Here is a 23,450-nt window from a genome sequence, read left to right on the forward strand (position 1 = left end):
AATCTATGTGGTATTATCTTAAAATTAGATATCTTTGTCAAATAATTTGACAAAGATATTAAATAGTTTTATATTAGGTGGCATTGACTAAAAAAGGAAAGAGGTTTTCAGTGTGGATCAACAGTCTATTCCTGTAGATATTAATAACAAACCATACAATAGAAGATTGATGGTCTTGATCCTATTAATTGGTGCATTTTGTACTATTCTAAATCAGACCATCCTTTCGACCGCCTTTCCGGCCTTAATGGATGCTTTTAACATCAGTACGTCAACCGTTCAATGGTTAATTACCGGATTCTTGATGGTTAATGGGATCATGATCCCGATCAGCGCCTACTTAAGCAGCCGTTTTAATACTAAGGTCCTATTCGTTATTGCAATGTCAATCTTTGAAATTGGAACGATCATGTCATGGTTAGCACCATCATTTGCTGTCCTCCTCAGTGGCCGTTTAATCCAAGCAATTGGTGTGGGTATCAACATGCCATTAATGCAAAATATTATGCTGACAATCTACCCACCTGAAAAACGTGGGGCTGCTATGGGAATTAACGGACTAGTTATTGGTTTAGCACCGGCAATTGGCCCAACCCTTTCTGGATGGGTCATTGATAACTTTAGCTGGCGGTGGTTATTCGGAATGATCGTCCCAGTTGCTGCTGTAGTAATTATTGCAAGTTTATTCTTCGTCAAAAACGTTATTCCTAACCGGAAACCTCATCTTGACTGGTTGTCAGTTATTATTTCAACGGCTGGTTTTGGAAGTATGCTCTATGGTTTCTCCAGTGTTGGTAATGATGGATGGACCGACCCGGTTGTTTTATCAACCATCATCATTGGTGCTATCCTTGTTGCATTCCTCATTTTCCGTCAGAGCAAGCTAGAAGAACCATTTCTGGAATTTAAGGTATTTAAGAGTAATGAATTTACCCTTGCAACTATCTTAAGCTCAATTGTAATGATGGCAATGGTTGGGGTCGAATTAGTAATCCCCTTGTACCTCCAAATTATCCACGGAATGTCAGCTTTCCATTCAGGGCTAACCCTCTTATTTGGTGCCCTTTTCATGGGGTTGATGAGTCCAATCACCGGGAACTTGTTTGACCGTCACGGTGCAAGACAGCTTGCGATTACTGGGATGTTCATCCTTTCGGTAGGAACCATTCCATTTGCCTTTATTACCCGTGATACCCCAACGATCTATATTATCTTCCTGTATGCAGCACGGATGTTTGGAATCTCTATGGTAATGATGCCAGTAACTACCGCAGGAATGAACTCCTTACCATACCAGCTCATCTCTCATGGGACAGCCGTTAACAACACTCTTCGTCAGGTTGCTACCTCTGTCGGTACGGCAATTATGATTTCCGTTCTAACCAATGTCACAAACAATAATAAGCCAACTCATTCGTTACTAAAGGCTGCTCCTCTTCAATATAAATCACAAATGTTTGATGCAACTTTAATGGGGTACCATGCAGCATTTTGGTTTGCGATTGTCTTTGCCTTGATTGGCCTCTGTTTAACTTTCTGTGTTACAAGCGGTAACGGTATCCATTTAAAGCTTGATTCAGATGACATTCGAGAAAAGGAGGATACTAAATGATCATTATTTTAATGTTTGGTTCCGCGGTCGCACTATTTGCCAGCGTGATGTTTATCAACCAACGGGTAACTAGAATCACTGGAACCATTATTTTCGGCATTCTCTTCGTTGTTTCAACTACCCTGATGACATTAAACTACAGTCACCATTTTGGAATGGAAAAAGTAACAACAACCACCAACCAAACTGTCTACTCTGCGACGGGAAAATTACCAGTTGCCCTTTATCAACCGGTAGGCACTAACGGTCAAGATAACGTTTTAATTTATAAAACTAGTCAAGATCAAAAAAAGCCTGTTCACACACAGACAAACGAATACACGACCAGTAAAATGGAATTTACTAATCGAACCAAACCGCAATTAAAAACAACAGAAACAAGATGGCGGTTTAAAAATAATTTCTACAAGGGCCTCTTTATGTGGTCAGGAATGGATGGCACATTAGTTAAAAGAACCAATGTGATAAAGTATCCACGCGCTTTTGTTAAACTCACGCCTATACAAGCTCAACAACTTCAAAAGCGATTTGCTGCTGCAGGGCCACAACTTCATGCTCAAGCTAAGAGTTTTGTCACTGCTAAAGTTCAAGCTGCAATGACAAAGCAACCACATATGAGCGCACAACAAATTCAGCAAGTTTCGCAACAGGCGGAACAAGAATTTATGGCCCAAATGATTAAGCAAAAATAAATCATAATTATATAGAAAAGCCCCTAACGACTGAAATAACAATCGTTAGGGGCTTTTCTATAAAGTTAATTTTCTGGAAGACTACTTATTTCCCGGGAAAATGTTAACTGTTTTAACGTAAATGGATCCTTAAACGAAAGTTTGGTTGCCCATAATGCTTGGTGTTGACGTTCAGAAGTATCACCACCATAAAGGTGATCACCAATTAGTGGGTGACCGATAGAAGCAAGGTGTACCCGAATTTGATGTGTCCGTCCCGTATGTAATTGAACCCGGAGCTTTGTCCACCCTGCTTGCTCCTCTTCTACCCAGTATTCAGTGATCGCTTGTTGGCCGTCCTCTGCAATCACTCGCTGGGGTTGTCCTTCACGCCGAGCGATTGGCTTATTAATCACGCCATGCTTTTCCTTGAATGTCCCGGAAACAAATGCGGTATATTCCTTTAACATCTGGTGTTGCTGAACTTGTTGACTAATCATACTGGAAGCAACATGGTGCTTAGCAATTAGTAGTAGGCCACCAGTATAGCGATCAAGTCGAGTAATCAAATGCGGTCGTTGATCGTCTGAACCTTGAGCAATTAAATACTTAACTGCTCGATTAAGAACCGTCCCGTTATCTACTGACGGACCAGGAATTGACGTTACTCCCGCTGGCTTATCAATCACTAGCCAATTGGCATCCTCATATACAATCTTAAGAGGTTCATCACTTAACTTTACTGACAAATCGCGCATTTCTGGCTGGGCAATTACCGTTAACGGTTGGTTCGGCAATATTTTTGTCGTTGGCCGAACTTTACGGTGATCCACCAGGAATTCACCCTGGCCATTTTTTAAATCATTAAAGAGGTGGTGTCCCATCCCTAATGATTGAAGATACTTTTTAATTTTGATTGGCTCAGTGCCTTGATACTGCCATGTATTTTCCATTCTTTCCTCCTAAAATATCCGATTATGTAAAAAAGGCTGGGAATAAACCTCCCAGCCTTTTTTATTAACTATGACGGTCCGTACGAGACTCGAACTCGTGATCTCATCCGTGACAGGGATGCGTCCTAAACCAACTAGACCAACGGACCATTTGACAACAAATAAAAGTATACGAAACTTCTCCCCCAGTGTCAATAACTTTTTAAATTTCCTTCTAACTTCTTCAAAAAGAAGAAATCCTTTATAATGGTTATTAGTATCTATTTAAGGAGGAAACTATGGAATCCTTATATAAACGCTTGTCATCATGGTGGGAAAAATATTCACGACCGGTAAAGATCGTCTTTGTGATCTCAGTCGTTATTTTTGTTGTCCATGCACTAACAAGTTTTTTTAAAACCGTTGACTGGCACCGTGTCGGGATTGGATTAAGCAACTTAACCTGGTCTAATATCATTATTTTATTAATCTTTGGTTGTATTGCCGTTATCCCGATGCTGGGCTACGATTTTGCAATTGTTAAATTTCTTCCCGGAAAGTTTAAGACGTCCTACATCATTCGTTGTGGCTGGATTACCAATACCCTTACAAATATTGCCGGTTTTGGTGGAGTCCTCGGTGCAACAATGCGGGCATACTTCTACCGGAAGCATGCTAGTAAAAAAGATATTCTACTAGCCATCTCTAAAATTGCTGTCTTTCTTTTATCGGGGCTCTCAGTACTCTGTTGGGTTGCCCTCGCCTTGATGTTTATTTTCCATCAAGGAGGTCACTTTAACCAGTATGCAATTTGGCTAGTTGCTGGGGGACTCTATTTTCCCGTTGTCTTCTACTTCACACTAATTAATAATAACCGCCTATTTAAGGATGTTACGCCAAAAATTGAGGGTTTATTAGTCGGCAGTTCAACTTGTGAATGGCTATTCGTCGCCTTGTTCTTCTTACTCGTTGGCTGGTGTTTAGGTGTTCGTCATAACATTGTTTCTGTCTTACCACTATATGTTGTTGCTCAACTACTCGGTGTCATTTCTATGATTCCAGGAGCGCTTGGTTCGTTCGATGTCATGATGATGTTTGAACTCTCTTTAATGGGGATTTCTAAGCCAACAATTATTATCTGGTTACTTCTTTTCCGGATCTTCTACTACATCGTACCGTTAATTCTTGCGGGAATCCTTTTCCTTCACGATGTTGCTCGTCAGGTAAATGACTTCTTTGATGGTCTACCATTAGTTATTATTCAAAACACTGCCCATTTTCTGATCACGGCATTTATGTATATCTCTGGAATCTTAATGCTGCTTGCAGCTGCGGTCCCTGATATCACAGAAGATAATAAAATTTTTGCCCGGCTTTACCCATTTACCTTCTTCTTTATCCACCAGCTTTCCACAGTTCTCTTTGCGATTGCCATGTTAGCATGTGCTCGCGGGTTAGCATCTAAGGTTCAAAAAGCCTATTGGCCAACTTTAGCACTTCTCCTAATTGGAATTATCACTACTTGGTGGAACCTCCGGACGATGAGTTTAACCATCTACCTAGCAATAGTTTTAGTCCTTATTTTACTTTCAAAACGAGAACTCTACCGTGCTAAACTCCAATATTCAATTAGTAAATTCACAATTGATCTTCTAATTTTTGCCGGTAGTTGTATTCTTTATGTTATTGTCGGTGTTCTCAATGCCCCTCAATATTCCAGAACCCATAAGATTCCTAACTTCTTCCTCTTCCCTGGAGAGAAAGTATGGCTCTCTGGATTAATTGGCCTTCTTTTGGGGCTAATCCTTCTTGTCCTAATCCTCCATTACTTCTGTTCTGGAGCTGATCCGTTTGCTAAGGAACAAAAATTCAATGCTGAACGCGTGCGGAAGGTAATTGAACAATTCGGTGGTAGTCGTACTAGCCATCTTGCCTTCCTAAAGGATAAGAACCTCTACTTTTACCAAAAAGATGGTCAGGATCAACTGTACTTTATGTACCGACGGAACTATGATCGATTGATTATTATGGGAGATCCGGTTGGTAATTCCGCTAAATTTCGTCCTGCCCTTCGCCAATTCTTGAAGGAAACCGATCTTTATAATTATCAATTAGTCTTTTACGAAGTTTCTGGTCAATTTACCATGTTGCTCCATGAATTTGGTTTTGACTTCATCAAAACTGGGGAAACCGGTTTAGTACGACTAGCAGACTTCACCCTCGCAGGAAAACGGCAACGCTCACAACGAGCACTAATGCACAAATTCGATCGTGAAGGGTACCAATTTAATGTTGTTAAACCACCTTTTGATGAAGAATTCATGAAAAAGATTAAGGCTGTTTCTGATGATTGGTTAGGAAAACAAGTGGAGAAAGGCTTTTCTTTAGGATTCTTCTTACCAGATTATATTCAACTAGCCCCAGTAGCAACCGTTACTGATAAGGACGGTAAAATCGTTGCCTTTGCTACCTTTATGCCAACTGGAGGAAAGAAATATCTCACTATCGACCTAATGCGCCATTCTCATGATGCACCATCAGGAATTATGGATAAGATTTTTATTAGCATGTTCCTGTATGGTCAAGAACATGGTTATGAATACTTTGACTTAGGGATGGCACCATTAGCAAATGTCGGTGAGTCACAATTTAGTTTTCTTGATGAAAAAGCTGCGCACTTTATTTACGAGTACGGTTACCACCTCTATGGTTTCCAAGGATTACGACGGTACAAGAATAAGTACGCTGATATTTGGGAATCTCGTTATACCGCATTCCGCAGAAGAAGCTCCATTATTAACTCAATGATGGCCCTTGTGGGGGTAATTAATCAACGGGCTGACAAACCAGCAAAACACGCTTTCTTCTCCTGGATAGCTCGATAGTTTGCCGCAGTTTGAACATTGAACTATAATGATCGTGTAATCGTTTACACGATCATTATTTTTTAGTTAGGAAGGCGAATGTTATGGCTACTGTTTACTTATCAGCAAAATTGCCAAAAGTTGCTACCGATATTCTGAATAAGGCAGCAATTCACTATGATGTTTACGACGGCAAAGGGTTAATTAGTAAAGAAGAATTACTTAAACACGTCAAAGACTGCAAAGTTTTAATTACTCCTTTATCTACCCAAGTCGACCAAGAAGTTATTGATGCTGCGCCAAAACTTAAGTTAATTGCTAATTTCGGTGCTGGCTTCAATAATATTGACGTTAAATACGCCCGGAGCAAGGGAATCGATGTTACTAACACCCCATTTGTTTCCTCAACCGCAACTGCTGAGGTTGCTAGTGGATTAGTTGTTGCCCTCATGCGTCGAATTGTGGAAGGTGACCGCCTAATGCGCTCAGTTGGTTTTGACGGCTGGGCTCCACTCTTCTTCTTGGGTCATGAATTAGCGGGAAAGACTCTTGGGATTATCGGCCTCGGAAGTATTGGTCGTGGTGTTGCTCAACGACTACATGCATTTAACATGAAAATCATCTATACCCAACGTCACCAAGCTGATCCAGCCACAGAAGCTCAATATTCTGCTAAATACGTTACCCTTGACGAATTGTTAAAACGCTCTGATGTAGTTACCCTTCACTGCCCATTAACTCCTGAAACCCATCACATGATTGATGCTCCACAGTTTGCAATGATGAAAGATTCTGCATTCCTAATTAACTGTGCCCGGGGACCAGTAATCAATGAAGCGGCTTTACTTGAAGCACTTCAAAACAAGAAACTTGCCGGTGCTGCTCTTGATGTTTACGAAGCTGAACCAAATGTTGCCGATGGCTTTAAGAAACTAGATAATGTCATCTTGACACCACACATTGGTAACGCATCATTCGAAGCCCGGAATGCAATGGCTGAGATTGTTGCCACTAATGCTGTTAATGTTTTAGATGGTAAACCAGCAAAATACATTGTTAATAAGTAACTTTATTTAAAAATAACGAAAAAACGTGAATCCAACCGGAATTCTCTCCGATTAGGTTCACGTTTTTTATTGTAACGATATTCGACTAACTATCTTTGAGAGTTAGTTGTTCTAAGCAACCGAGTCAAGATCTGCTCGCCCCGACCGCACGCTAAAGCCTAACTACGCCTGATTCCGATGCAAGCCATCGTTCATCAGGCTAGGTTAGTCAACCGCGTGCTAGTTCGTCGGGGCTCGCACTCTCCTACTTTACATTCAATATTGTAATGAAAACGATAAAGATAAAGAAGAGGGCGTACATGATTGAATGGACTTCTTTACCGCGTTTGGCCGCAATCATAGTTAATGGGTACATGATTAAACCAAGTGCCATCCCGTCAGAAATACTGTAGGTTAAGGGCATCCCAATGACAATTAAGAATGATGGGATTGCTATTTCAAGCTTTTCCCAGTGTACTCGTTTCATTGACTGAGCCATTAAAACACCAACAATAATCAAAGCTGGTGCAGTTACCTGGTTAGTAACTACCGGAAGTAATGGGGAGAAGAACATCCCTAGAATAAAGCAAATTGCTGTGACCACAGAAGTTAATCCTGAACGACCACCAACTGCAATCCCCGCTGATGATTCAACATAAGCCCCAACCGGTGAAGTTCCTAGGATCGAACCAACTAACATTGCGCTAGAATCAGACATTAAAGCTTTTCCAACGCGGGGCATCTTATTATCCTTCATAAAGCCAGCCTGTTGTGCCAAACCAACCAATGTTCCGGCGGTATCAAAGAAAGTTACCAGTAAGAATGTCAAGACAACAACCCATAACTGAACGGTATTAATGTGTGAGAAGTATTCCATACCTACACCGAACGTTGGCTTCAGGCTTGGTGCGCCAGAAATAATGTGGTGTGGCATTGGAATAAGACCAGTAACTAACCCTGCAATTGCAGTGACTGCCATCCCAATAAAGATTGCCCCTGGAACCCGTTTAACTAGTAGGATCGAGGTAACAATCAAGCCAATCACAGTCAGCCAAGTAGTTGGCGTAGTAAAGGAACCAAGACCGACAACAGTAGACTTATTAGCGACCACTAAGCCACCTTGATGAAGTCCTAAAAAGGCAATAAATAATCCAATCCCACTGGAAATAGCAAACTTTAAATCACTCGGAATTGCATCAATAATCATTTCACGCAGTTTAAAAATCGTAATAAGGATAAAAATCAACGAAGCAACGAAAACTGCTGCTAAGGCAGTCTGCCAATTAACTCCCATTCCAATAACAACTGAATAGGAGAAAAATGCATTAATCCCTAAAGCTGGAGCAGTTGCAATCGGGTACTTAGCATAAAGTCCCATCATCAATGTCCCAAATGCCGCCGAAAGCGCAGTCGCCGTAAAGATGGCCCCCTGGTTCATCCCCGCTGCCCCAAGAACATTGGGGTTAACAAAGAGGATATACGACATTGAAATAAAAGTAGTAAATCCAGCTAAGATTTCCGTGCGAATGTTCGTATTTAATTCATCTAGATGAAAATACTTGTTAATTGCGTTCAAGAAAAAATCCTCCAAACAGTAATTACGAATAAAATAACAAATAGTATCTTATAATATTCGTGTTCATCTGTAAAGAGGATTTTGTATAAATATGAACCTAAATTTAAATGTTCTGAGTAAGGTAATCGTAAAGCATGTCTTTTTTAATCTGCTTGGTATCAGTGCCCAAAACTTCTGCAATCTTAAAGGCATACGCAAGTGCAGTGGCCGGCCCACGACTCGTTAAGATCTTAGCATCCTTATCAACTACAGTAATATCTTCATGGAAGCGTGCGGTTGGAACTTCTTCTTGAATCTGTTCATTGATCCCAGGGAAACAAGTGTAATCATGGTTATCAAGCAAGCCATAATGAGCAAGAGCAATTGGTGCGGCACACATTGCTGCATCCCATTTACCTTCCTTATTTCGTTGAACCATTAACTGTTGCAACTTTTCGTTGTCCCGAAGGTGTTGAGAACCACCCATTCCGCCTGGGAAAGCAACTAAATCATAATCTAAAAGTTGATCACCCAGAACTTCGTCACAGGTTAATTTAATATTATGGGCACCCATGACTTCCTTGCTTTCTAAGCCAACCATCTTGGTTTCAATTCCTAGACGCCGTAAAACATCGATTACCGTTAATCCTTCAACTTCTTCACACCCTGGTGCAAATACAACTGCAACTTTTGTCATTATTGAACTCTCCTTTACTATTTAATTATTAACTACCTTTTTTATCTCTGCCATCACTTGATCTGATTCTGGCATCTTGTATACCGGAAAGATATGGGGCAAATCACGACCAGCAACGAACTTTACGGGAATTTGTGCTTCACGAAGTTTTTGTACAAAGCGAGCGCTATCTGGATACATGATCTCCCGTGTGCCAACACAAACAAAGACATCACGAAGTTGACCGATATCCCCATTAAGTGGGCTTAACCGGTAATCATCATGCTCTGTATTACCAGCCCACAAATCAGCTACCCGGCGTAACCCCTTAACGGATAAGGTCACATCATGTGGCTCGTACTTAGCGATCGTCGGGTTGGTCAAATCTAAGTCTAACCAGGGAGATAATAATACTAAATGTCCTGGTTGTGGCAAATCATTTCCCGCGCAATACTCGCAAAAGCCCGTAGCTAAACCACCGCCAGCAGAATCACCTAAAATCGTAATATCACTCACTGGAACTCGATCATAAATTTGTTGGTATAACTGTGTAAGTTCTTGATATGCCGTTTCAAACGTATGATCCGGAAGCTGGGAATAAAGAACAATGTAGACCCGAGCTCCTGTTTCTTGTGCCAGTCGGTTAGCAAAGGCCCATTGTTCTTTTACAGGTGGCTCAACATATGCTCCACCTGGCAAATAAATAATTGCCTTCTGCGGTTCAGCTTGTTCATTTAAGACATAGGTTCTTACCGGCGCTTTCGGCAATTTTCGTAAGCTAACAGTAAACGGTACTGCGGGTATTACAAAATCCTCTTCACTTTCCTGACGTGCATCAGCTAGTATTTGTTGGAATTTTTTCTCATCAGCCATTCGCCGCTTAAAGCCGCTTACTTGGATCTGTAGTTCAACAAACGTTGCTCGTTGCGACCGGTGATGACCACAAGATACTAAATCACGAACGCTTTGACCAAAATTATTAGCAAGCTCCGAAGCGACCTGAGGTTCAAATTTGGGTAATTTCTTCATGAGCTCCTAGGCTCCTTTTTTAATCTAGTCGGAATCCTCCGGCCTTGATGCAAATAGTTACTTTTATCGTAACACGATTTCAGTTACCAACTCCATTCAAATTTAGAAAGTTTTGTCCTAAAATTAACAAAAAGGAAGTAATGATATGCACCAAGAATCCCTCTTTTCACAACCAAATAATAACAACACGCCCCTAGCAAACCGGGTTCGTCCAACAACCCTTAAAGAATTTATGGGACAACAACAATTAATTGGTGACGGTAAAGTCTTACGTGACCTTATCGAAAATGATCAGATCTCTTCACTAATCTTTTGGGGACCACCCGGTGTAGGTAAGACAACCCTTGCAGAAATTATTGCCCACCAAACTAAGTCGCATTTTATCACGTTTAGTGCCGTGACTAGTAGTATTCGCGATATTCGTAAAATCATGGAAGAGGCAGAGAAAAATCGTGAATTTGGCGAACGGACGATTTGTTTCATTGATGAAATTCACCGGTTCAACAAGGCTCAACAGGATGCCTTACTTCCTTTCGTCGAACGAGGAAGTATTATTTTAATCGGTGCAACAACCGAAAATCCTTCTTTTGAAATTAACTCAGCTTTATTGAGTCGCTGTAAGGTGTTTGTTCTTAAGTCACTAACTGTCAACGACATCGTTAACATTCTCAAGCGAGCCATTAAACATCCAGATGGCTTCCCCAACCTTAACATTAGTTATGATGATGAAGCTCTAAAAATGATTGCAGAATTTGCAAACGGGGACGCCCGAGTAGCACTAAATACCCTTGAAATGGCGGTTCTTAATGCTAACTATCGTGATCAGCAGGTGCACCTCACTACCAACAGTCTTAAGCAGCTGATCAATACCAAGTCGTTGCGTTATGATCAACACGGTGAAGAACACTATAATGTTATTTCTGCCCTCCATAAATCAATGCGAAATAGCGACGTTGATGCAGCTATTTACTGGTGTTCACGAATGATTGACGGTGGTGAAGATCCCCTTTATATCGCACGACGGCTCGTCCGTTTTGCAAGTGAGGATATTGGTCTAGCAGACACGAACGCCTTAAACGTTGCCATTAACACATTTCAAGCATGTCAGTTCCTTGGCCTTCCCGAATGTGACGTTCATCTGACAGAGTGTGTAATCTACCTTTCACTAGCGCCAAAGTCAAATGCAGCTTATGAAGCTCGAATGGCCGCTAAAAAGAAAATCAAAGAAACTGGTAACTTACCTGTTCCCCTTCAAATCCGAAATGCACCAACTAAATTAATGAAGGAGTTGCATTACGGGGATCATTACCAATACGCCCACGATACCAAAGATAAATTAACTTCAATGAAAACCATGCCTCCAGAGTTAGCTGGACAACATTTTTACAAGCCAACAACTCAGGGGCGGGAAGGACGATTTAAAGCCCGAATGGAGCAAATTAACGAGTGGCATCAGCAACATGATCGTCATTAACAAATATAGGCCAAGAAAAAAGGTTTTTCTCGGCCTATATTTTAAACTGTTTTTTCTATATGTTTCCTGCTCCTAATCCACATCACAACCACCATAATGAGTGAAATGATAATGAGGACCAGTGCTGTGATCACGATATTCCGGTAACCACTATAGAGGATATGGCGCATCTCTGGTAAGAGTGATGCTGGTAAACTACTAGCCGTCTTGGCGTTTGAAAGTTTATTCAGCATCCCCATCGTAATTCCAGGATGATGCTGAATTCCCTGTAACAGGGCATGATTAAGAATCACCCCATAGATCGCAGACATGAAGGTTTGACTAAGGATCCGCATTAGGTAACCCATTGAAGTAGCGATTGGAACATCACGAAGTTCAGCATCAGTTTGAACATTGATCTGTAAAATATTAAAGACTAAACCAACCCCAAATCCTTCAAAAGCACCGAGAACCATAATTAACCAAAATGGGGTAAATTGACCACCAAGTAACAATCCTAAGAAGGAAATGAAAATTGTAAAGGCCCCTAAGCCAACAATCTCATATTTCGACCACCGATCCTGAATAAATGGAACAAGTTCTGAGCCAAGGAAATCAGTAACAGCTCCCGGAATTTGGGTCATCCCACCAAGCAAGGCAGACAGACCTAAAAGTCCCTGAGCCCACATTGGGATATAAATAACAAAAGCAATAAATGAACCCCAGATAATAATGAATAACATGAAATCAATCACTAGTTCATGGTTCGTAAAAAGCCGGTTAGGGACAATAGGGTCGGCTGCTTGTTGATCGACCTTTACCATCCACCATAACAATGCTAACCCGATAATAACCAGCCCAAGGATAATTGGAAGTGATGCGACCCCAATTAATTGAACAGCGATTAGGATCAACATTAAGCTGCTAACTAACAATGTTGCTCCCAAGTAATCAATTGGCTTACCGGCTGCCTGCTTATTAACATTTTGATAGAAGATTGCAATGATTGTGATTGCCACAAGTGCGATCGGGACATTAACATAAAATACCCAGTGCCAGCTAAGGGCATCAACGATCCACCCACCAAGGAGCGGACCAATGATTGAAGCAGTTCCAAAGCAGGCACTTGATAAACCAAGCACAGTCGCTCGTTTTTTCAAATTAGTATAGATTTCCGCAAACACAATAAAGGGAATTGTGTTCATTCCTCCAGCACCAATCCCCATTATTGCCCGGGCAATAATAAACCAGGTAATATTAGGGGCGAGCCCTTGAAAGATCGCACCAACCGCAAAGAGAGAGGTTGCACTAATATAAGCGACCTTATTCCCCTTGTGTTCCCCAAACTTACTCCATAGTGGGGTTGCAACTGCCATCCCGAACAGGAAGATCGCAACTATCCAGCCCATATATTGAAGTGCATGGAGGTCACTTGTAATTGCTGGTAATGCTGTATTGACAATTGTTCCGTCCATCCCTGCCATAATATTTGAGAGTAGCAATGCCCCCGTAACAATTGTTCGTCGTTGTTCTAATTTCAAATTTCCATCTCCCCCTTAAACAAAGATAGCGGGTCAGAAGTTTACGCTTCACCCGCTTTCTTTTTAATGATTTAACTTCTACACAATAGCTAACCATGTATTATACAAAGGGATCGTTTATTTGTAAAACCCAATCATCAGCTATTTAACTTTTTTGACAATCTTTCCTAATCGTTGCCAGTCTTCACGAACTGTTGGTTCTAATTTCCGGCTATACAAGACAGCTGCTGGATGATACATCGGAACAAGGAGCGAATTGGTTGTTGATAATTCATAACCACTCCCATCCTCCTTCGCGTGCTGAATTGGTTGTTTTAAAAGCTGACCATGAAGTTGCCCTATATTGGCTTGTGAGCCGAGTAACCGCTGTAACGCAGTGTTACCAAGGGGCACAATTATTTTAGGTTGGACCTGCTCAAATTCCCAATCAAAGAGGTTGGCAAATGCCAGAACCTCCTTTCTAGTTGGGGTCCGATTGGGCTTCTTCACTACTTGAGCACCAGTCTTCTTATCAGTGACCTTTTTAATTGAGTAAGGGCGTTGACGGACAACACTAGTGATATAAACACTTTCTCTATTGTAGCCAATCGTCGCTAACATTTTCATCAGTTCTTTTCCGGATGCACCCGAAAAGGGAATATTGTGAACCTCTTCATGACGACCAGGAGCTTCACCAACTAACATTAAATCTGGCTTTAGTTTCCCCTGACCCGGTGTAAAACCAGCTAAGTTGCATCCAGCGACTCGTTGGTGAACTTCATCTAAAAGTTCTTGTGGATATTGAATGATCATCTAATCACTCCCGTATTAACCATTATGGCGCCACTTTGGATCAGTCAAAATTCGAGCAGCAATTAAGCCCATCGGCAAAAATACCACAATTAGGAGGGCTTTAGTAATCCATAATGCTCCAACACTGATTGATGTTAACCCCATATTATACATTGCTTGATACATGTACAATCCGGGAACCATAATCACGATCGATGGGACGGTAATGGAAATTTGTGGATAGTGGATCTTTCGCTTAACAACAAAGGCAAGCAATCCAGCAATTAAGGCACCAATAAATGCGCAAACTCCAGCAGGAATATGACTGTAATCAACTAATTCAAGTCGGGTTGTGTTCGCCACTGCTCCAATTAAACCAGCAACTGTTGCCATCTTCGGCGTACTGTTAAACATAATTGAGAAGCCAAAGACACCACCAAAACTCGTCACAACGCGTAGTAGCATTAGCATTAATGGTGGCAATGGAAGAGCGGTTAATGTGCCTGGACGTAATTTCACGGCCATGGCAACTATCCAGCCTACTAATGTCGCAACTACAATAATTGTAACTGCGTAAGCTAAACGTTCAAGGCCCGACCGCATATCCAACTTCGAAATGTCCAGTCCACTTGTAATGAACGGGAAACCAGGAATAATAAAAAGCATCGCACCAATATATCCAGTTTCGTGACGCGGACTAACATTAAATACCCATTGCATCCCGATAAAGGCAAAGAGGTAAAAAAGGCAGGCAACAGCTACCCCAACAGATACACAAGCCAATAAGGTAATGTGCCGATCGATTAACTTCCGCCGAACATAGTTTCCAAGTCCTGCACCAAAAAAGCAACAGGCCATTTCAACGGGACCACCACCGAGCAAAAAAACGAAGCAACTACATGCTAGGGCAGCCGCTAAACCAACTTGAATTGGTGTATAATTTCCGCGGCTATGGGCAATTGTTTCAAGACGGTTATGAATTTCACCGATCGTCAATTTACTACCACGTTCCCGGAATTCATCAATAAACCGTTCCATTTGTGATAGTTTACTGGTATTAACTCCCGTACTTGGCAAAGACAAAGCTTGAGTATAACTATGGTGCGCATCCATACAGGTGTATTCAAGAGAAACTAGACCAATATCTGCTGAACAGGTCATTTTTAGTTCTCGGGCAACAATATTCATTGAATCCCGTACTCGCCAGGCACCTGTTCCGTATGACAACATCATTAACCCAATCCGACCAACAATTGCTGCTCGCTCCACCAAGTTGGCCTCGCCCGCTGGCGTAAAGTTATCGTTAGTAAAGAAATCCTGCCACGGGATTGCCATATGATGGTGTGTTGAAATATGTTCCGCGGGTTCGAAGCCCATTATCCCTTCAGTATCTTCTGGGTCACTTTTTTTCACGACTGCTTTCCTCCATCAATTTCATTTGATTAAGTTCACATAAATCATTATACCGACCTTGTCAACTCTAATTATCAAGGTGAATTTGCTTCATCCGTTTAATAAAATCTTTTTCAGCATCGCTTAGGACGTAGCCTTCCCGAATTACAATAGAAATATAAAATTTTTCTGGAATTTGATCTAAGATATCTAGCGCTTTGATTCCCGGTTCATTTATCGCAGCATCCTTAACCATTAAACTGATTCCCTTATCCTGCCGAACCAGTTCCTTAATCCAAGAAACGTTTGGCAGGCGGTAAACAACGATTTGGGGCTTAATTTGAGCATAGGTACAATATGCCTGAAAGGCTGATTGATGAACGTACTGCTGATCATAATTAATAAATTGTTGGTCAGCTAATTCATTAAAATGAACAGCATCCTTTTTTGCAAGTGGATTCTGGTCACTAACGATTACCCCAAACGGCCGAGTTGTTAGTAATTCTGCAAAAACGTCCTCTTCATTAATCGGAGTCGTTGAACCAAGAATGGCAATATCAATTTTTCCCTTCCGCAATTGGCTAAGGAGATCGTGAGAGCCAACTGACGTAATCCGAAGTCGTGAAAGTAGATCACCAGAAAATTCTTCAACGATTTTCGAAATATACATTTTCCCAATAATTGGTGGTAAACCAAAGCGGATTTGTTTTTGGTTCGCCCGGTCGATTTCTTTCCGGGTTAAATCAATTTTGTCATTAATTAAGACGGCATTTTCATAGAGAAGTAAGCCACTACGCGTAATCATTTCATCACGGTGGAAACGATTCTTGCGAATTAGTTGGGTATTGAATTCTTTTTCCAACCGTTGAATTGCTTGAGTAATGCTTGGTTGGGACACCTTAAATTCTTTAGCAACCCGTGTATAATTTTTATATTTAACTAGTGCAACAAAATACTGTAAATCGCGGGTATTCATCTTTGTTCCTTCCTTTTCTCAATCCATAATCATATCTTACGCCATAATAGAAGAAGACGGCAAGCACAGAATCATTGAGGAATGGATTAATGACAAAAAAGACTGACGAAAATTTTCGTCAGTCTTTTTATCTAATATGCAATAAAGATGTTCTAGACAGTATGGTCGAAATGTTAGAGCGAACCAGAAATTGATTCATCAATTTCGTCTGTGAACCCACTCCTTCGCCCTAAGCTTCTACTGCAATACAGTCAAAATGTACTCGAACTTAGCCTAATCGTTCTAGATAACGTAGCCGAAAAACGTGCTAGAGCTAGCAGTTCTAGGCAACATAGCTGAAATGTGCTCGATTGCTAATCCGTCACGGCTCGCACTCTCTTTTTTACCACATTCCTAGTACTTTCATCCAAAGGCTTCCGATACCGATCCAAACAACAATGTAGAAGATCCCAAGGACAAAGTTGAGGGACCACCACTTAGATTGAGGAACGTAACCTGAACCGAAGAGGACTGGTGCAGGGCCAGAAGCATAGTGGGTAGTTGATGCCATTAAGTTACCAAAGAACCCAAGCATCAAAGCAGCTAACATTGGTGGTACATTTGCAGAAATTGCAACTGCTAAGAATGCACTGTACATTGCTGTAACGTGGGCAGTTGAACTTGCAAAGAGGTAGTGTGAGTAGAAGTAAGCAACAATCAAAACGATTAATACAATTACCCAGTTCAAACCATGGAGAGAACTACCAACAGTCTTACTTAACCAAGGAATAAATCCTAATGCGGTTAATTGACCAGCCATCATAACAAGAACAGAGAACCAAGTTAATGTGTTCCATGCCCCAGTTTCGTGAAGGACATCTTGCCAACTCAAAACACCACAAAGAAGTAAGAGACCAAGAGCAATAAATGCAGCTAAAGTAGCATCAATTCCGATAAAGCTTCCGACAATCCAGAGAACCAAGGCAATTACAAAGATAACAGCCATTAACTTTTCTGGAAGAGTCATTGGACCCATTTCTGAAAGTTGATCTTCTGCCCATTGCTTAGCATTTGGGGTTTCCTTAATTTCAGGTGGGTACATCTTGTAAATTAACCAAGGTACAACAATTAAGGAAATAACACCAGGAACTAAGGCGGCTAAGAACCAACCAACCCAGGTAATGTTAACCCCGTTACCCTTAGCAAGGGTTTGAACTAGCGGGTTAGCAGCCATCGCAGTCATAAACATTGCGGCAGTAATCATATCACCATGGTATTCCGCAAAGATTAAGAATGAACCAATCTTACGAGAAGTTCCCTTCTTTGGATCTGAGCCAAATGATTGTGATAGTGATTCAATAATTGGGTATAAAACACCACCAGCACGCGCAGTGTTACTTGGGGTTGCTGGTGCCAAGATTAAATCAACACCAATCAATGAGTAAGCTAATCCCAATGTCCGCTTACCAAAGGCCTTAACGAAATTCAAGGCAATTCGCCGACCAAGACCAGTCTTGATGAATCCCCGAGCAATGAAGAAGGCCATTGCAATCATCCAAATTGAGGCATTCCCAAATCCAACAATTGCCTTTTCCATTGGTACGGTCTTTGTTAACACCGTCAAGGCAAATGCAATAATTGATACTCCACCAATTGGTAATGGGCGAGTAATACATGCAATAATTGTTGCCACGAATAAGGCAAACATGTGCCAACCGGCAACTGGAACTGCGGCTGGCTTAATTGGGGTCATGAACCATAAGATTAGGCCAATAATAACGGGCCAAATGAACCCCTTATAATTTACGCTTTCTAATTTTTTCATCTTTCCGTCCCTTATAAATAGTAATAATTGCTTGTGGTGGTTATTTAACCACCGACGATCACTTTGCTTTTACAAACTCCGTGCGTAAAGTGTAACTTGTTGACCAGCTTGGCGACCGAAGACAATCGTTTCGGCAATTGAGTTACCACCAACACGGTTGTTACCATGGAGACCACCTGCAACTTCACCGGCAGCAAAGAGTCCCTTAATGATGTCACCATTTCCGTCAAGTACTTGGGTCTTTGGCGTAATGTGAATTCCACCCATTGTGTAGTGGATAGCTGGCGCAATGTGGATAGCGAAGAATCCTGGCTTAGTGATTCCCCGATCCATCCCCGTTGTCCGGTTAAATTCAGTATCGTTGTGTTCTTCAACTGCTTTGTTCCAAGTATTAACAGTTTGTTGAAGGTTGCTTGGATCCACATTGATCTTCTTTGCTAAATCTTCAATAGTGTCACCATGAACAACTAATCCCACCTTGTCATAGAATTCAATTGCCTTAGCGCGATCACGAATTCCTTGATCAAAGACTAAGTAAGCACTGTGTTCAGGCAAAGCAGTAATCTCATTGGAAACGATCTTTCGTGTATTCAATTCGTTAACGAACCGCTTACCTTCACCGTTAACCAAGATTGCACCTTCACCACGAACAGCTTCCCCAATCAAGTAAACGTGTGGGTTATCTTGTTGAACAGTTGGGTGAACTTGAACCAGGTTCATTTGCATTAATTCAGCACCAACATTTTCTGCTAACTTCAAACCATCACCGGTTGCTCCTGGTTGGTTAGTTGTCTTGTAGCTTTCCAAGTCTGGACGGAAGCGTTTAATGTATTCCTTTGATGCACCAAAACCACCAGTAGCTAAGATAACAGCCTTAGCATTGATAATCTTTGTGATTCCATCAGCGTTAACTTCAACCCCGTTAACACGACCATCTTCAGCTTGACGAAGCTTAATAACCTTGGTCTTATTGAAAACAGGAATTTCTTCCTTAGCAACAACATCTAACAAGCTCTTAACCAAGAAACCACCAATTGGCGTCATACTTGCTGGACGGTGTGTCCGCTTTTTGGACATCCCACCAGTAACGGTAATGTCATCTAACTTGATGCCGTGATCGCTTAACCAATCGATTGCTGGGGCAGTGTGGTAAACAAAGTATCCCAACATATCCTTATCATTTAGCCGACCACCATCTTTATAGGTTTCTCGGTAGAAATCAGCAACGTTATCGATCACACCGTGGTGTAATTGAACATTGGTTTCAGCGGCGTTCATTCCGGAAGATGCCCGGTTAGTGTTCCCACCAAGTTCTTCTTCCTTTTCTAATACAGCAACCTTCATCCCCAATTCATTTGCTTGAATAGCGGCTGAAAGACCGGTACCACCAGAACCAATAACAACAACGTCATAGTCATTTTCTAACTTACCAACAGATGTCGGTTGAAATTTAGCCATTACGCAGTTCTCCCCTTCAATATTAATTTTTAATCTTAGTCTTTACGGTCAATGTTGGTCATCTTTAACATGTCCATCCATTCATCGTATTGTTCTTCTGTTACCTTGCCTGACTTCAATGCAGCTTCCTTCAAAGTGCTTCCTGCTTTATCTGCAGCTTGAGCAATTTTAGCACTGTCATGGTAACCAATGTGTGGTGATAATGCAGTAACAGTCATTAATGAATTATCAACTAATTCTTCCATCCGTTCTTCATTAACGGTCATTCCATGGATCATCTTGTCAGCAAAACCCATGATTGTACCAGCCATCAAATCTGCTGATTCAAGGAATGCATCAATCAATACAGGCTTGTAAACGTTCATTTCAAAGTTACCTTGTGATGATGCCATCGTTACAACAGTATCATTACCGAATACCCGTAGAGCAGCCATTGTTACGGCTTCCGCTTGAGTTGGGTTAACCTTACCAGGCATGATTGATGAACCAGGTTCGTTAGCAGGAATGTTTAATTCACCGTAACCGGCACGTGGACCAGAACCTAAGAAACGAATATCTTGGGCAATCTTGAACATATCAGCAGCTAAGCTCTTCAATGCACCGTGAACGACATCTAGTCCTGAGTGGTTAGCCAAGCCGTAGAACTTGTTTGAATCAGCAGTTAAGTTTAAACCATAAACTTCGCTAAGCTTTTCAGCAATCTTTTCTGGCATTCCTTCAGCAGCGTTTAAGCCAGTACCAACAGCGGTACCACCAATTGCCAATTCGTTCAATGTTGGTTCAAGAGTCTTAATGTAATTAAGGTCGTGTTCAAGAGCAGCAACATATCCTGATAGTTCTTGACCGAAAGTCAATGGAACAGCATCTTGTAAGTGAGTCCGACCAACCTTAACAGTCTTCATGTACTTGTCTTGCTTTGCCTTTAATTCATCGATTAAGTGTTGAACAGCAGGCTTCAACTTATCAAGTGCTTCCAAGGCAACAACGTTCATTGCTGTTGGGAAAGTATCGTTTGAACTTTGACCCTTGTTAACATCATCGTTAGGCAAGATTTCAATGTCCGGGTTAATTTGGTGTGCCTTGTGAGCAACAACTTCATTAGTGTTCATGTTGGTTTGTGTACCAGAACCAGTTTGGTAAACCTTTAATGGGAAGTCTTTACGTAAGTCTTCGTCGCTTAAGGCTAAGAGTTCATCAATTGCTTGAACAATTAAGTTACCCTTTTCTGCGGAAATTGCCTTAGTTTCCATGTTAGCTTGGGCAGCAGCCTTCTTAATGTTCAATAAAGCACGAATAATGGCTAATGGCATATACTGACCAGTTGGAAAGTTATTGCGACTCCGTTCTGTTTGTGGTCCCCATAATGCATCTGCAGGGATTTGAACTGGACCTAAAGTATCTTCTTCAGTACGGTATTTTGTCATTGTAAAAGCCTCCATTTAAAAATAGACTATCTATTTGTGAAAAATTACACATCATTTACATATTTATCCTAACGCGGATCATCATGCATAGTCAAACCTTTAAAGTCCTATAAATTTCACTTATAGTAATCGCTTAATCACCTATGGGTATTGGTTTTGTCATTATAAGACGAATTATTTTCACAAACTAGCTAAACAAAAAAATCTAGTTAATTTATTTAAAAATTAACTAGATTTTGTCTACTTTTAAGATTAAAATCACAAACTTATTATACAAAACAAGCCAATTTATTAGTTATTATTTTCAATTGTTACCTTTTCCATAACAACATCTTTCTTTGGCTTGTCCATGTTATCCCGTTCAACTTGACTAATTTTCTTTACGACATCCATTCCGGTAAGAACCTGACCAAATACTGTGTGACGGTGATCTAACCAAGGGGTTCCACCAACTTTTGCGTAATGATCGATAATTTCTTGTGGATAACCAACCGCCTTCATTTGCTTAACCATATTAGCAGGAACGTGTTCGTTGGAAACAATAAAGAACTGACTGCCATTAGTGTTTGGACCTGCATTAGCCATTGAAACTGCCCCGGTAAAGTTAAACAACTGATCGGAAAATTCATCTTCAAATGCCTTTCCATAAATACTCTTACCACCACGACCAGTTCCGGTAGGGTCACCACCCTGAATCATAAAGTCAGGAATAACACGATGGAAGATTACCCCGTCGTAATAACCCTTTTCAGCTAATTGAACAAAGTTTTTTACTGTCTTGGGTGCCTGTTCTTCAAATAATTGAATTTTGATTTCACCAAGATTAGTTTTTATCGTTGCTTGTGGTTCCTTTACGGCCGCAAGATCTAGCTGTGGATATTGCATTTTATTTTTCCTCCTTTAATTTTGACATTAAGAGTTTAATTATACCTGAGATTAATGGGAGTTTTCTAGGCAACGCAGTCGAAATGTGCTCGCCCTAAGTTTCCTCAAGCTAACATTTCTACTGAAACATAGCCAAAACGTGCTTCGCCCAAGTTTCCTAGAGCTAGCAACCTCCTTCCTAGGCGCAAGTCGCCTTCGTCAGGAGAAATTGCTAGTTTTCCGGAAACTCTTTGGGGCGAAAGCACTCTATTTGCTTACCCTCAACACGCAAGCGCCTTTGATGTCGCCACGTTTGACGTACTTTAATGCATCCAAAGCGTTTTCGAGTGGGTATTCAGTAACTTCGGGATGGATATCCAATCGGTCAGCCAAGGTAAGGAATTCTTCACCGTCACGCCGAGTGTTACTTTCAACACTGGTTAGTGTCTTTTCATGGAAGAGGTGTTTCTGGTAATTTAACGTTGGCACATCAGACATATGAATTCCGGCCATTGCCAGAGTTCCACCCGGAATTAGACTTTCAAGTGCTGGTAAAACAATGTCACCTACTGGAGCAAAAATGATCGAGGAATCGAGCGGAACATCAGAAAGATCGTACGCTCCCTTAGCGGAAACGCACCCTAATTGAAGGGCAAACTTCCGGGCATCTGCTCCTCGAGTAAAGACGTGAACTTCAACCCCTTGAGCTAGAGCAATCTGGGCAGTTATATGAGCAGAGCCACCAAAGCCGTATAGTCCAAGGCGGCCACCAGCAGGAACATTAGCTCGTTCATAAGCCCGGTAACCAATGATCCCAGCACAAAGCAACGGAGCGGCTTCGAGATCATTAAATTTTTCTGGGATCCGGTAAGCAAATCCTTCTGGGACAGTAACATATTCTGCATAACCACCATCATGGTCCCAACCAGTATAAACGGAATGAGGACAAAGATTTTCATGTCCAGATCGACAAAACTTGCAGACACCACAAGCATGACGGAACCACGGGATCCCGATCCGTTCTCCTAATTCAAACCGTTGTGTTTCTGGACCAAAGCCAACAACCTTTCCAGCAATTTCATGCCCTGGGGTAACGTGTTCGTGGTGAACGGGCAAATCACCTTCTGCCACATGCAAATCAGTATGGCAAACACCACAAGTTAAAACTTTTACTAAGACTTCACCACGTTGTGGCTTTGGAACTGGCTTCGTGACCATTTTTAACGGTGCTTTTTCTCCATCAATTGGTCCAGGAGTCGTTACTTCCCACGCCCGCATAGTTTCTGGAATTTCAAATTGATCACTCATCTTTAGGACTCCTTCTCATTTAAGTATCTATTACCTATTGTAGTCCTTTTACATTTATTGTGAATTGCTAAACA

The 23,450-nt window shown here is 41.3% G+C and carries 18 protein-coding genes and 1 tRNA gene; 5 read left to right on the forward strand and 14 right to left on the reverse strand.

The features are described from left to right. Window positions 1–169: 169 nt before the first annotated feature. Together H9564_RS01910 and H9564_RS01915 are read left to right on the forward strand one after the other, a co-directional pair. A complete protein-coding gene (locus tag H9564_RS01910) occupies window positions 170–1,612 on the forward strand; it encodes an MDR family MFS transporter (protein WP_225209513.1) in 1,443 nt (480 codons plus the stop codon). Beyond that, window positions 1,609–2,304, forward strand: coding sequence for a DUF4811 domain-containing protein (locus H9564_RS01915; protein WP_191683860.1), 696 nt, complete (start codon window positions 1,609–1,611; stop codon window positions 2,302–2,304). Before H9564_RS01910 ends, H9564_RS01915 begins: the two co-directional genes overlap by 4 nt. Before the next feature lie 65 nt (window positions 2,305–2,369). On the opposite strand, the gene H9564_RS01920 is transcribed toward H9564_RS01915, so the two are convergent. Both H9564_RS01920 and H9564_RS01925 read right to left on the reverse strand, forming a co-directional pair. Continuing rightward, window positions 2,370–3,236: an RluA family pseudouridine synthase gene (locus H9564_RS01920; RefSeq protein ID WP_191683861.1), complete on the reverse strand. Its 867-nt coding sequence runs from the start codon at window positions 3,234–3,236 to the stop codon at window positions 2,370–2,372. Window positions 3,237–3,310: 74 nt separating this feature from the next. Then, a tRNA-Asp gene (locus H9564_RS01925) sits at window positions 3,311–3,385 on the reverse strand. Window positions 3,386–3,514: 129 nt separating this feature from the next. Here H9564_RS01925 and mprF point away from each other — a divergent pair. Continuing rightward, window positions 3,515–6,100, forward strand: a complete 2,586-nt coding sequence (gene mprF, locus H9564_RS01930; protein WP_191683862.1) for a bifunctional lysylphosphatidylglycerol flippase/synthetase MprF — start codon at window positions 3,515–3,517, stop codon at window positions 6,098–6,100. A gap of 83 nt (window positions 6,101–6,183) precedes the next feature. Beyond that, window positions 6,184–7,146 (forward strand): 2-hydroxyacid dehydrogenase family protein, encoded by a 963-nt coding sequence (locus H9564_RS01935; RefSeq protein ID WP_191683863.1) that lies wholly within the window; start codon window positions 6,184–6,186, stop codon window positions 7,144–7,146. A 244-nt stretch (window positions 7,147–7,390) separates the two neighbouring features. Here the strand turns inward: H9564_RS01935 and H9564_RS01940 are convergent, their stop codons facing one another. From H9564_RS01940 to H9564_RS01950, 3 genes are all read right to left on the reverse strand, one after another. Beyond that, window positions 7,391–8,701, reverse strand: coding sequence for an NCS2 family permease (locus tag H9564_RS01940; RefSeq protein WP_225209510.1), 1,311 nt, complete (start codon window positions 8,699–8,701; stop codon window positions 7,391–7,393). Window positions 8,702–8,804: 103 nt separating this feature from the next. Beyond that, window positions 8,805–9,377, reverse strand: a complete 573-nt coding sequence (locus tag H9564_RS01945) for a DJ-1 family glyoxalase III (RefSeq protein ID WP_191683864.1) — start codon at window positions 9,375–9,377, stop codon at window positions 8,805–8,807. Between the two features lie 21 nt (window positions 9,378–9,398). Continuing rightward, on the reverse strand, window positions 9,399–10,385 hold the full coding sequence (locus H9564_RS01950; RefSeq protein ID WP_191683865.1) for an alpha/beta hydrolase fold domain-containing protein: 987 nt from the start codon (window positions 10,383–10,385) through the stop codon (window positions 9,399–9,401). A gap of 145 nt (window positions 10,386–10,530) precedes the next feature. On the opposite strand from H9564_RS01950, the gene H9564_RS01955 reads away from it, so the two are divergent. After that, window positions 10,531–11,859, forward strand: a complete 1,329-nt coding sequence (locus H9564_RS01955) for a replication-associated recombination protein A (RefSeq protein ID WP_191683866.1) — start codon at window positions 10,531–10,533, stop codon at window positions 11,857–11,859. A 41-nt stretch (window positions 11,860–11,900) separates the two neighbouring features. On the opposite strand, the gene H9564_RS01960 is transcribed toward H9564_RS01955, so the two are convergent. From H9564_RS01960 to H9564_RS02000, 9 genes are all read right to left on the reverse strand, one after another. Beyond that, window positions 11,901–13,379 (reverse strand): MFS transporter, encoded by a 1,479-nt coding sequence (locus tag H9564_RS01960; RefSeq protein WP_191683867.1) that lies wholly within the window; start codon window positions 13,377–13,379, stop codon window positions 11,901–11,903. A gap of 141 nt (window positions 13,380–13,520) precedes the next feature. Continuing rightward, window positions 13,521–14,171, reverse strand: a complete 651-nt coding sequence (locus H9564_RS01965) for a uracil-DNA glycosylase (RefSeq protein ID WP_191683868.1) — start codon at window positions 14,169–14,171, stop codon at window positions 13,521–13,523. Window positions 14,172–14,186: 15 nt separating this feature from the next. Further along, window positions 14,187–15,527, reverse strand: a complete 1,341-nt coding sequence (locus H9564_RS01970; RefSeq protein WP_191683885.1) for a threonine/serine exporter family protein — start codon at window positions 15,525–15,527, stop codon at window positions 14,187–14,189. A gap of 103 nt (window positions 15,528–15,630) precedes the next feature. Then, window positions 15,631–16,518, reverse strand: coding sequence for a LysR family transcriptional regulator (locus tag H9564_RS01975; protein WP_191683869.1), 888 nt, complete (start codon window positions 16,516–16,518; stop codon window positions 15,631–15,633). Between the two features lie 382 nt (window positions 16,519–16,900). Beyond that, on the reverse strand, window positions 16,901–18,322 hold the full coding sequence (locus H9564_RS01980) for an anion permease (RefSeq protein ID WP_191683870.1): 1,422 nt from the start codon (window positions 18,320–18,322) through the stop codon (window positions 16,901–16,903). Between the two features lie 69 nt (window positions 18,323–18,391). Next, entirely contained in the window at window positions 18,392–19,780 is a 1,389-nt protein-coding gene (locus H9564_RS01985; protein ID WP_191683871.1) for a flavocytochrome c, read from the reverse strand. A gap of 35 nt (window positions 19,781–19,815) precedes the next feature. Further along, window positions 19,816–21,204, reverse strand: a complete 1,389-nt coding sequence (locus H9564_RS01990; protein WP_191683872.1) for a class II fumarate hydratase — start codon at window positions 21,202–21,204, stop codon at window positions 19,816–19,818. A 291-nt stretch (window positions 21,205–21,495) separates the two neighbouring features. Then, window positions 21,496–22,089 carry a peptidylprolyl isomerase gene (locus H9564_RS01995; RefSeq protein WP_191683873.1) on the reverse strand — a complete coding sequence of 198 codons (594 nt, stop codon included), beginning with the start codon at window positions 22,087–22,089 and terminating at the stop codon, window positions 21,496–21,498. A 246-nt stretch (window positions 22,090–22,335) separates the two neighbouring features. Continuing rightward, window positions 22,336–23,376: a zinc-dependent alcohol dehydrogenase family protein gene (locus tag H9564_RS02000; RefSeq protein ID WP_191683874.1), complete on the reverse strand. Its 1,041-nt coding sequence runs from the start codon at window positions 23,374–23,376 to the stop codon at window positions 22,336–22,338. Window positions 23,377–23,450 lie beyond the last annotated feature (74 nt).

The organism is Limosilactobacillus avistercoris, from assembly GCF_014836425.1.
GTDB classification, from domain to species: domain Bacteria; phylum Bacillota; class Bacilli; order Lactobacillales; family Lactobacillaceae; genus Limosilactobacillus; species Limosilactobacillus agrestimuris.

Bases quoted from the DNA above. Each gene is read 5' to 3' on its own strand.
- H9564_RS01910 (WP_225209513.1), top strand. From the start codon at position 170: ATGGTCTTGATCCTATTAATTGGTGCATTTTGTACTATTCTAAATCAG.
- H9564_RS01915 (WP_191683860.1), top strand. From the start codon at position 1,609: ATGATCATTATTTTAATGTTTGGTTCCGCGGTCGCACTATTTGCCAGC.
- H9564_RS01920 (WP_191683861.1), bottom strand. From the start codon at position 3,236: ATGGAAAATACATGGCAGTATCAAGGCACTGAGCCAATCAAAATTAAA.
- mprF (WP_191683862.1), top strand. From the start codon at position 3,515: ATGGAATCCTTATATAAACGCTTGTCATCATGGTGGGAAAAATATTCA.
- H9564_RS01935 (WP_191683863.1), top strand. From the start codon at position 6,184: ATGGCTACTGTTTACTTATCAGCAAAATTGCCAAAAGTTGCTACCGAT.
- H9564_RS01945 (WP_191683864.1), bottom strand. From the start codon at position 9,377: ATGACAAAAGTTGCAGTTGTATTTGCACCAGGGTGTGAAGAAGTTGAA.
- H9564_RS01950 (WP_191683865.1), bottom strand. From the start codon at position 10,385: ATGAAGAAATTACCCAAATTTGAACCTCAGGTCGCTTCGGAGCTTGCT.
- H9564_RS01955 (WP_191683866.1), top strand. From the start codon at position 10,531: ATGCACCAAGAATCCCTCTTTTCACAACCAAATAATAACAACACGCCC.
- H9564_RS01965 (WP_191683868.1), bottom strand. From the start codon at position 14,171: ATGATCATTCAATATCCACAAGAACTTTTAGATGAAGTTCACCAACGA.
- H9564_RS01970 (WP_191683885.1), bottom strand. From the start codon at position 15,527: ATGGGCTTCGAACCCGCGGAACATATTTCAACACACCATCATATGGCA.
- H9564_RS01975 (WP_191683869.1), bottom strand. From the start codon at position 16,518: ATGAATACCCGCGATTTACAGTATTTTGTTGCACTAGTTAAATATAAA.
- H9564_RS01980 (WP_191683870.1), bottom strand. From the start codon at position 18,322: ATGAAAAAATTAGAAAGCGTAAATTATAAGGGGTTCATTTGGCCCGTT.
- H9564_RS01985 (WP_191683871.1), bottom strand. From the start codon at position 19,780: ATGGCTAAATTTCAACCGACATCTGTTGGTAAGTTAGAAAATGACTAT.
- H9564_RS01990 (WP_191683872.1), bottom strand. From the start codon at position 21,204: ATGACAAAATACCGTACTGAAGAAGATACTTTAGGTCCAGTTCAAATC.
- H9564_RS01995 (WP_191683873.1), bottom strand. From the start codon at position 22,089: ATGCAATATCCACAGCTAGATCTTGCGGCCGTAAAGGAACCACAAGCA.
- H9564_RS02000 (WP_191683874.1), bottom strand. From the start codon at position 23,376: ATGAGTGATCAATTTGAAATTCCAGAAACTATGCGGGCGTGGGAAGTA.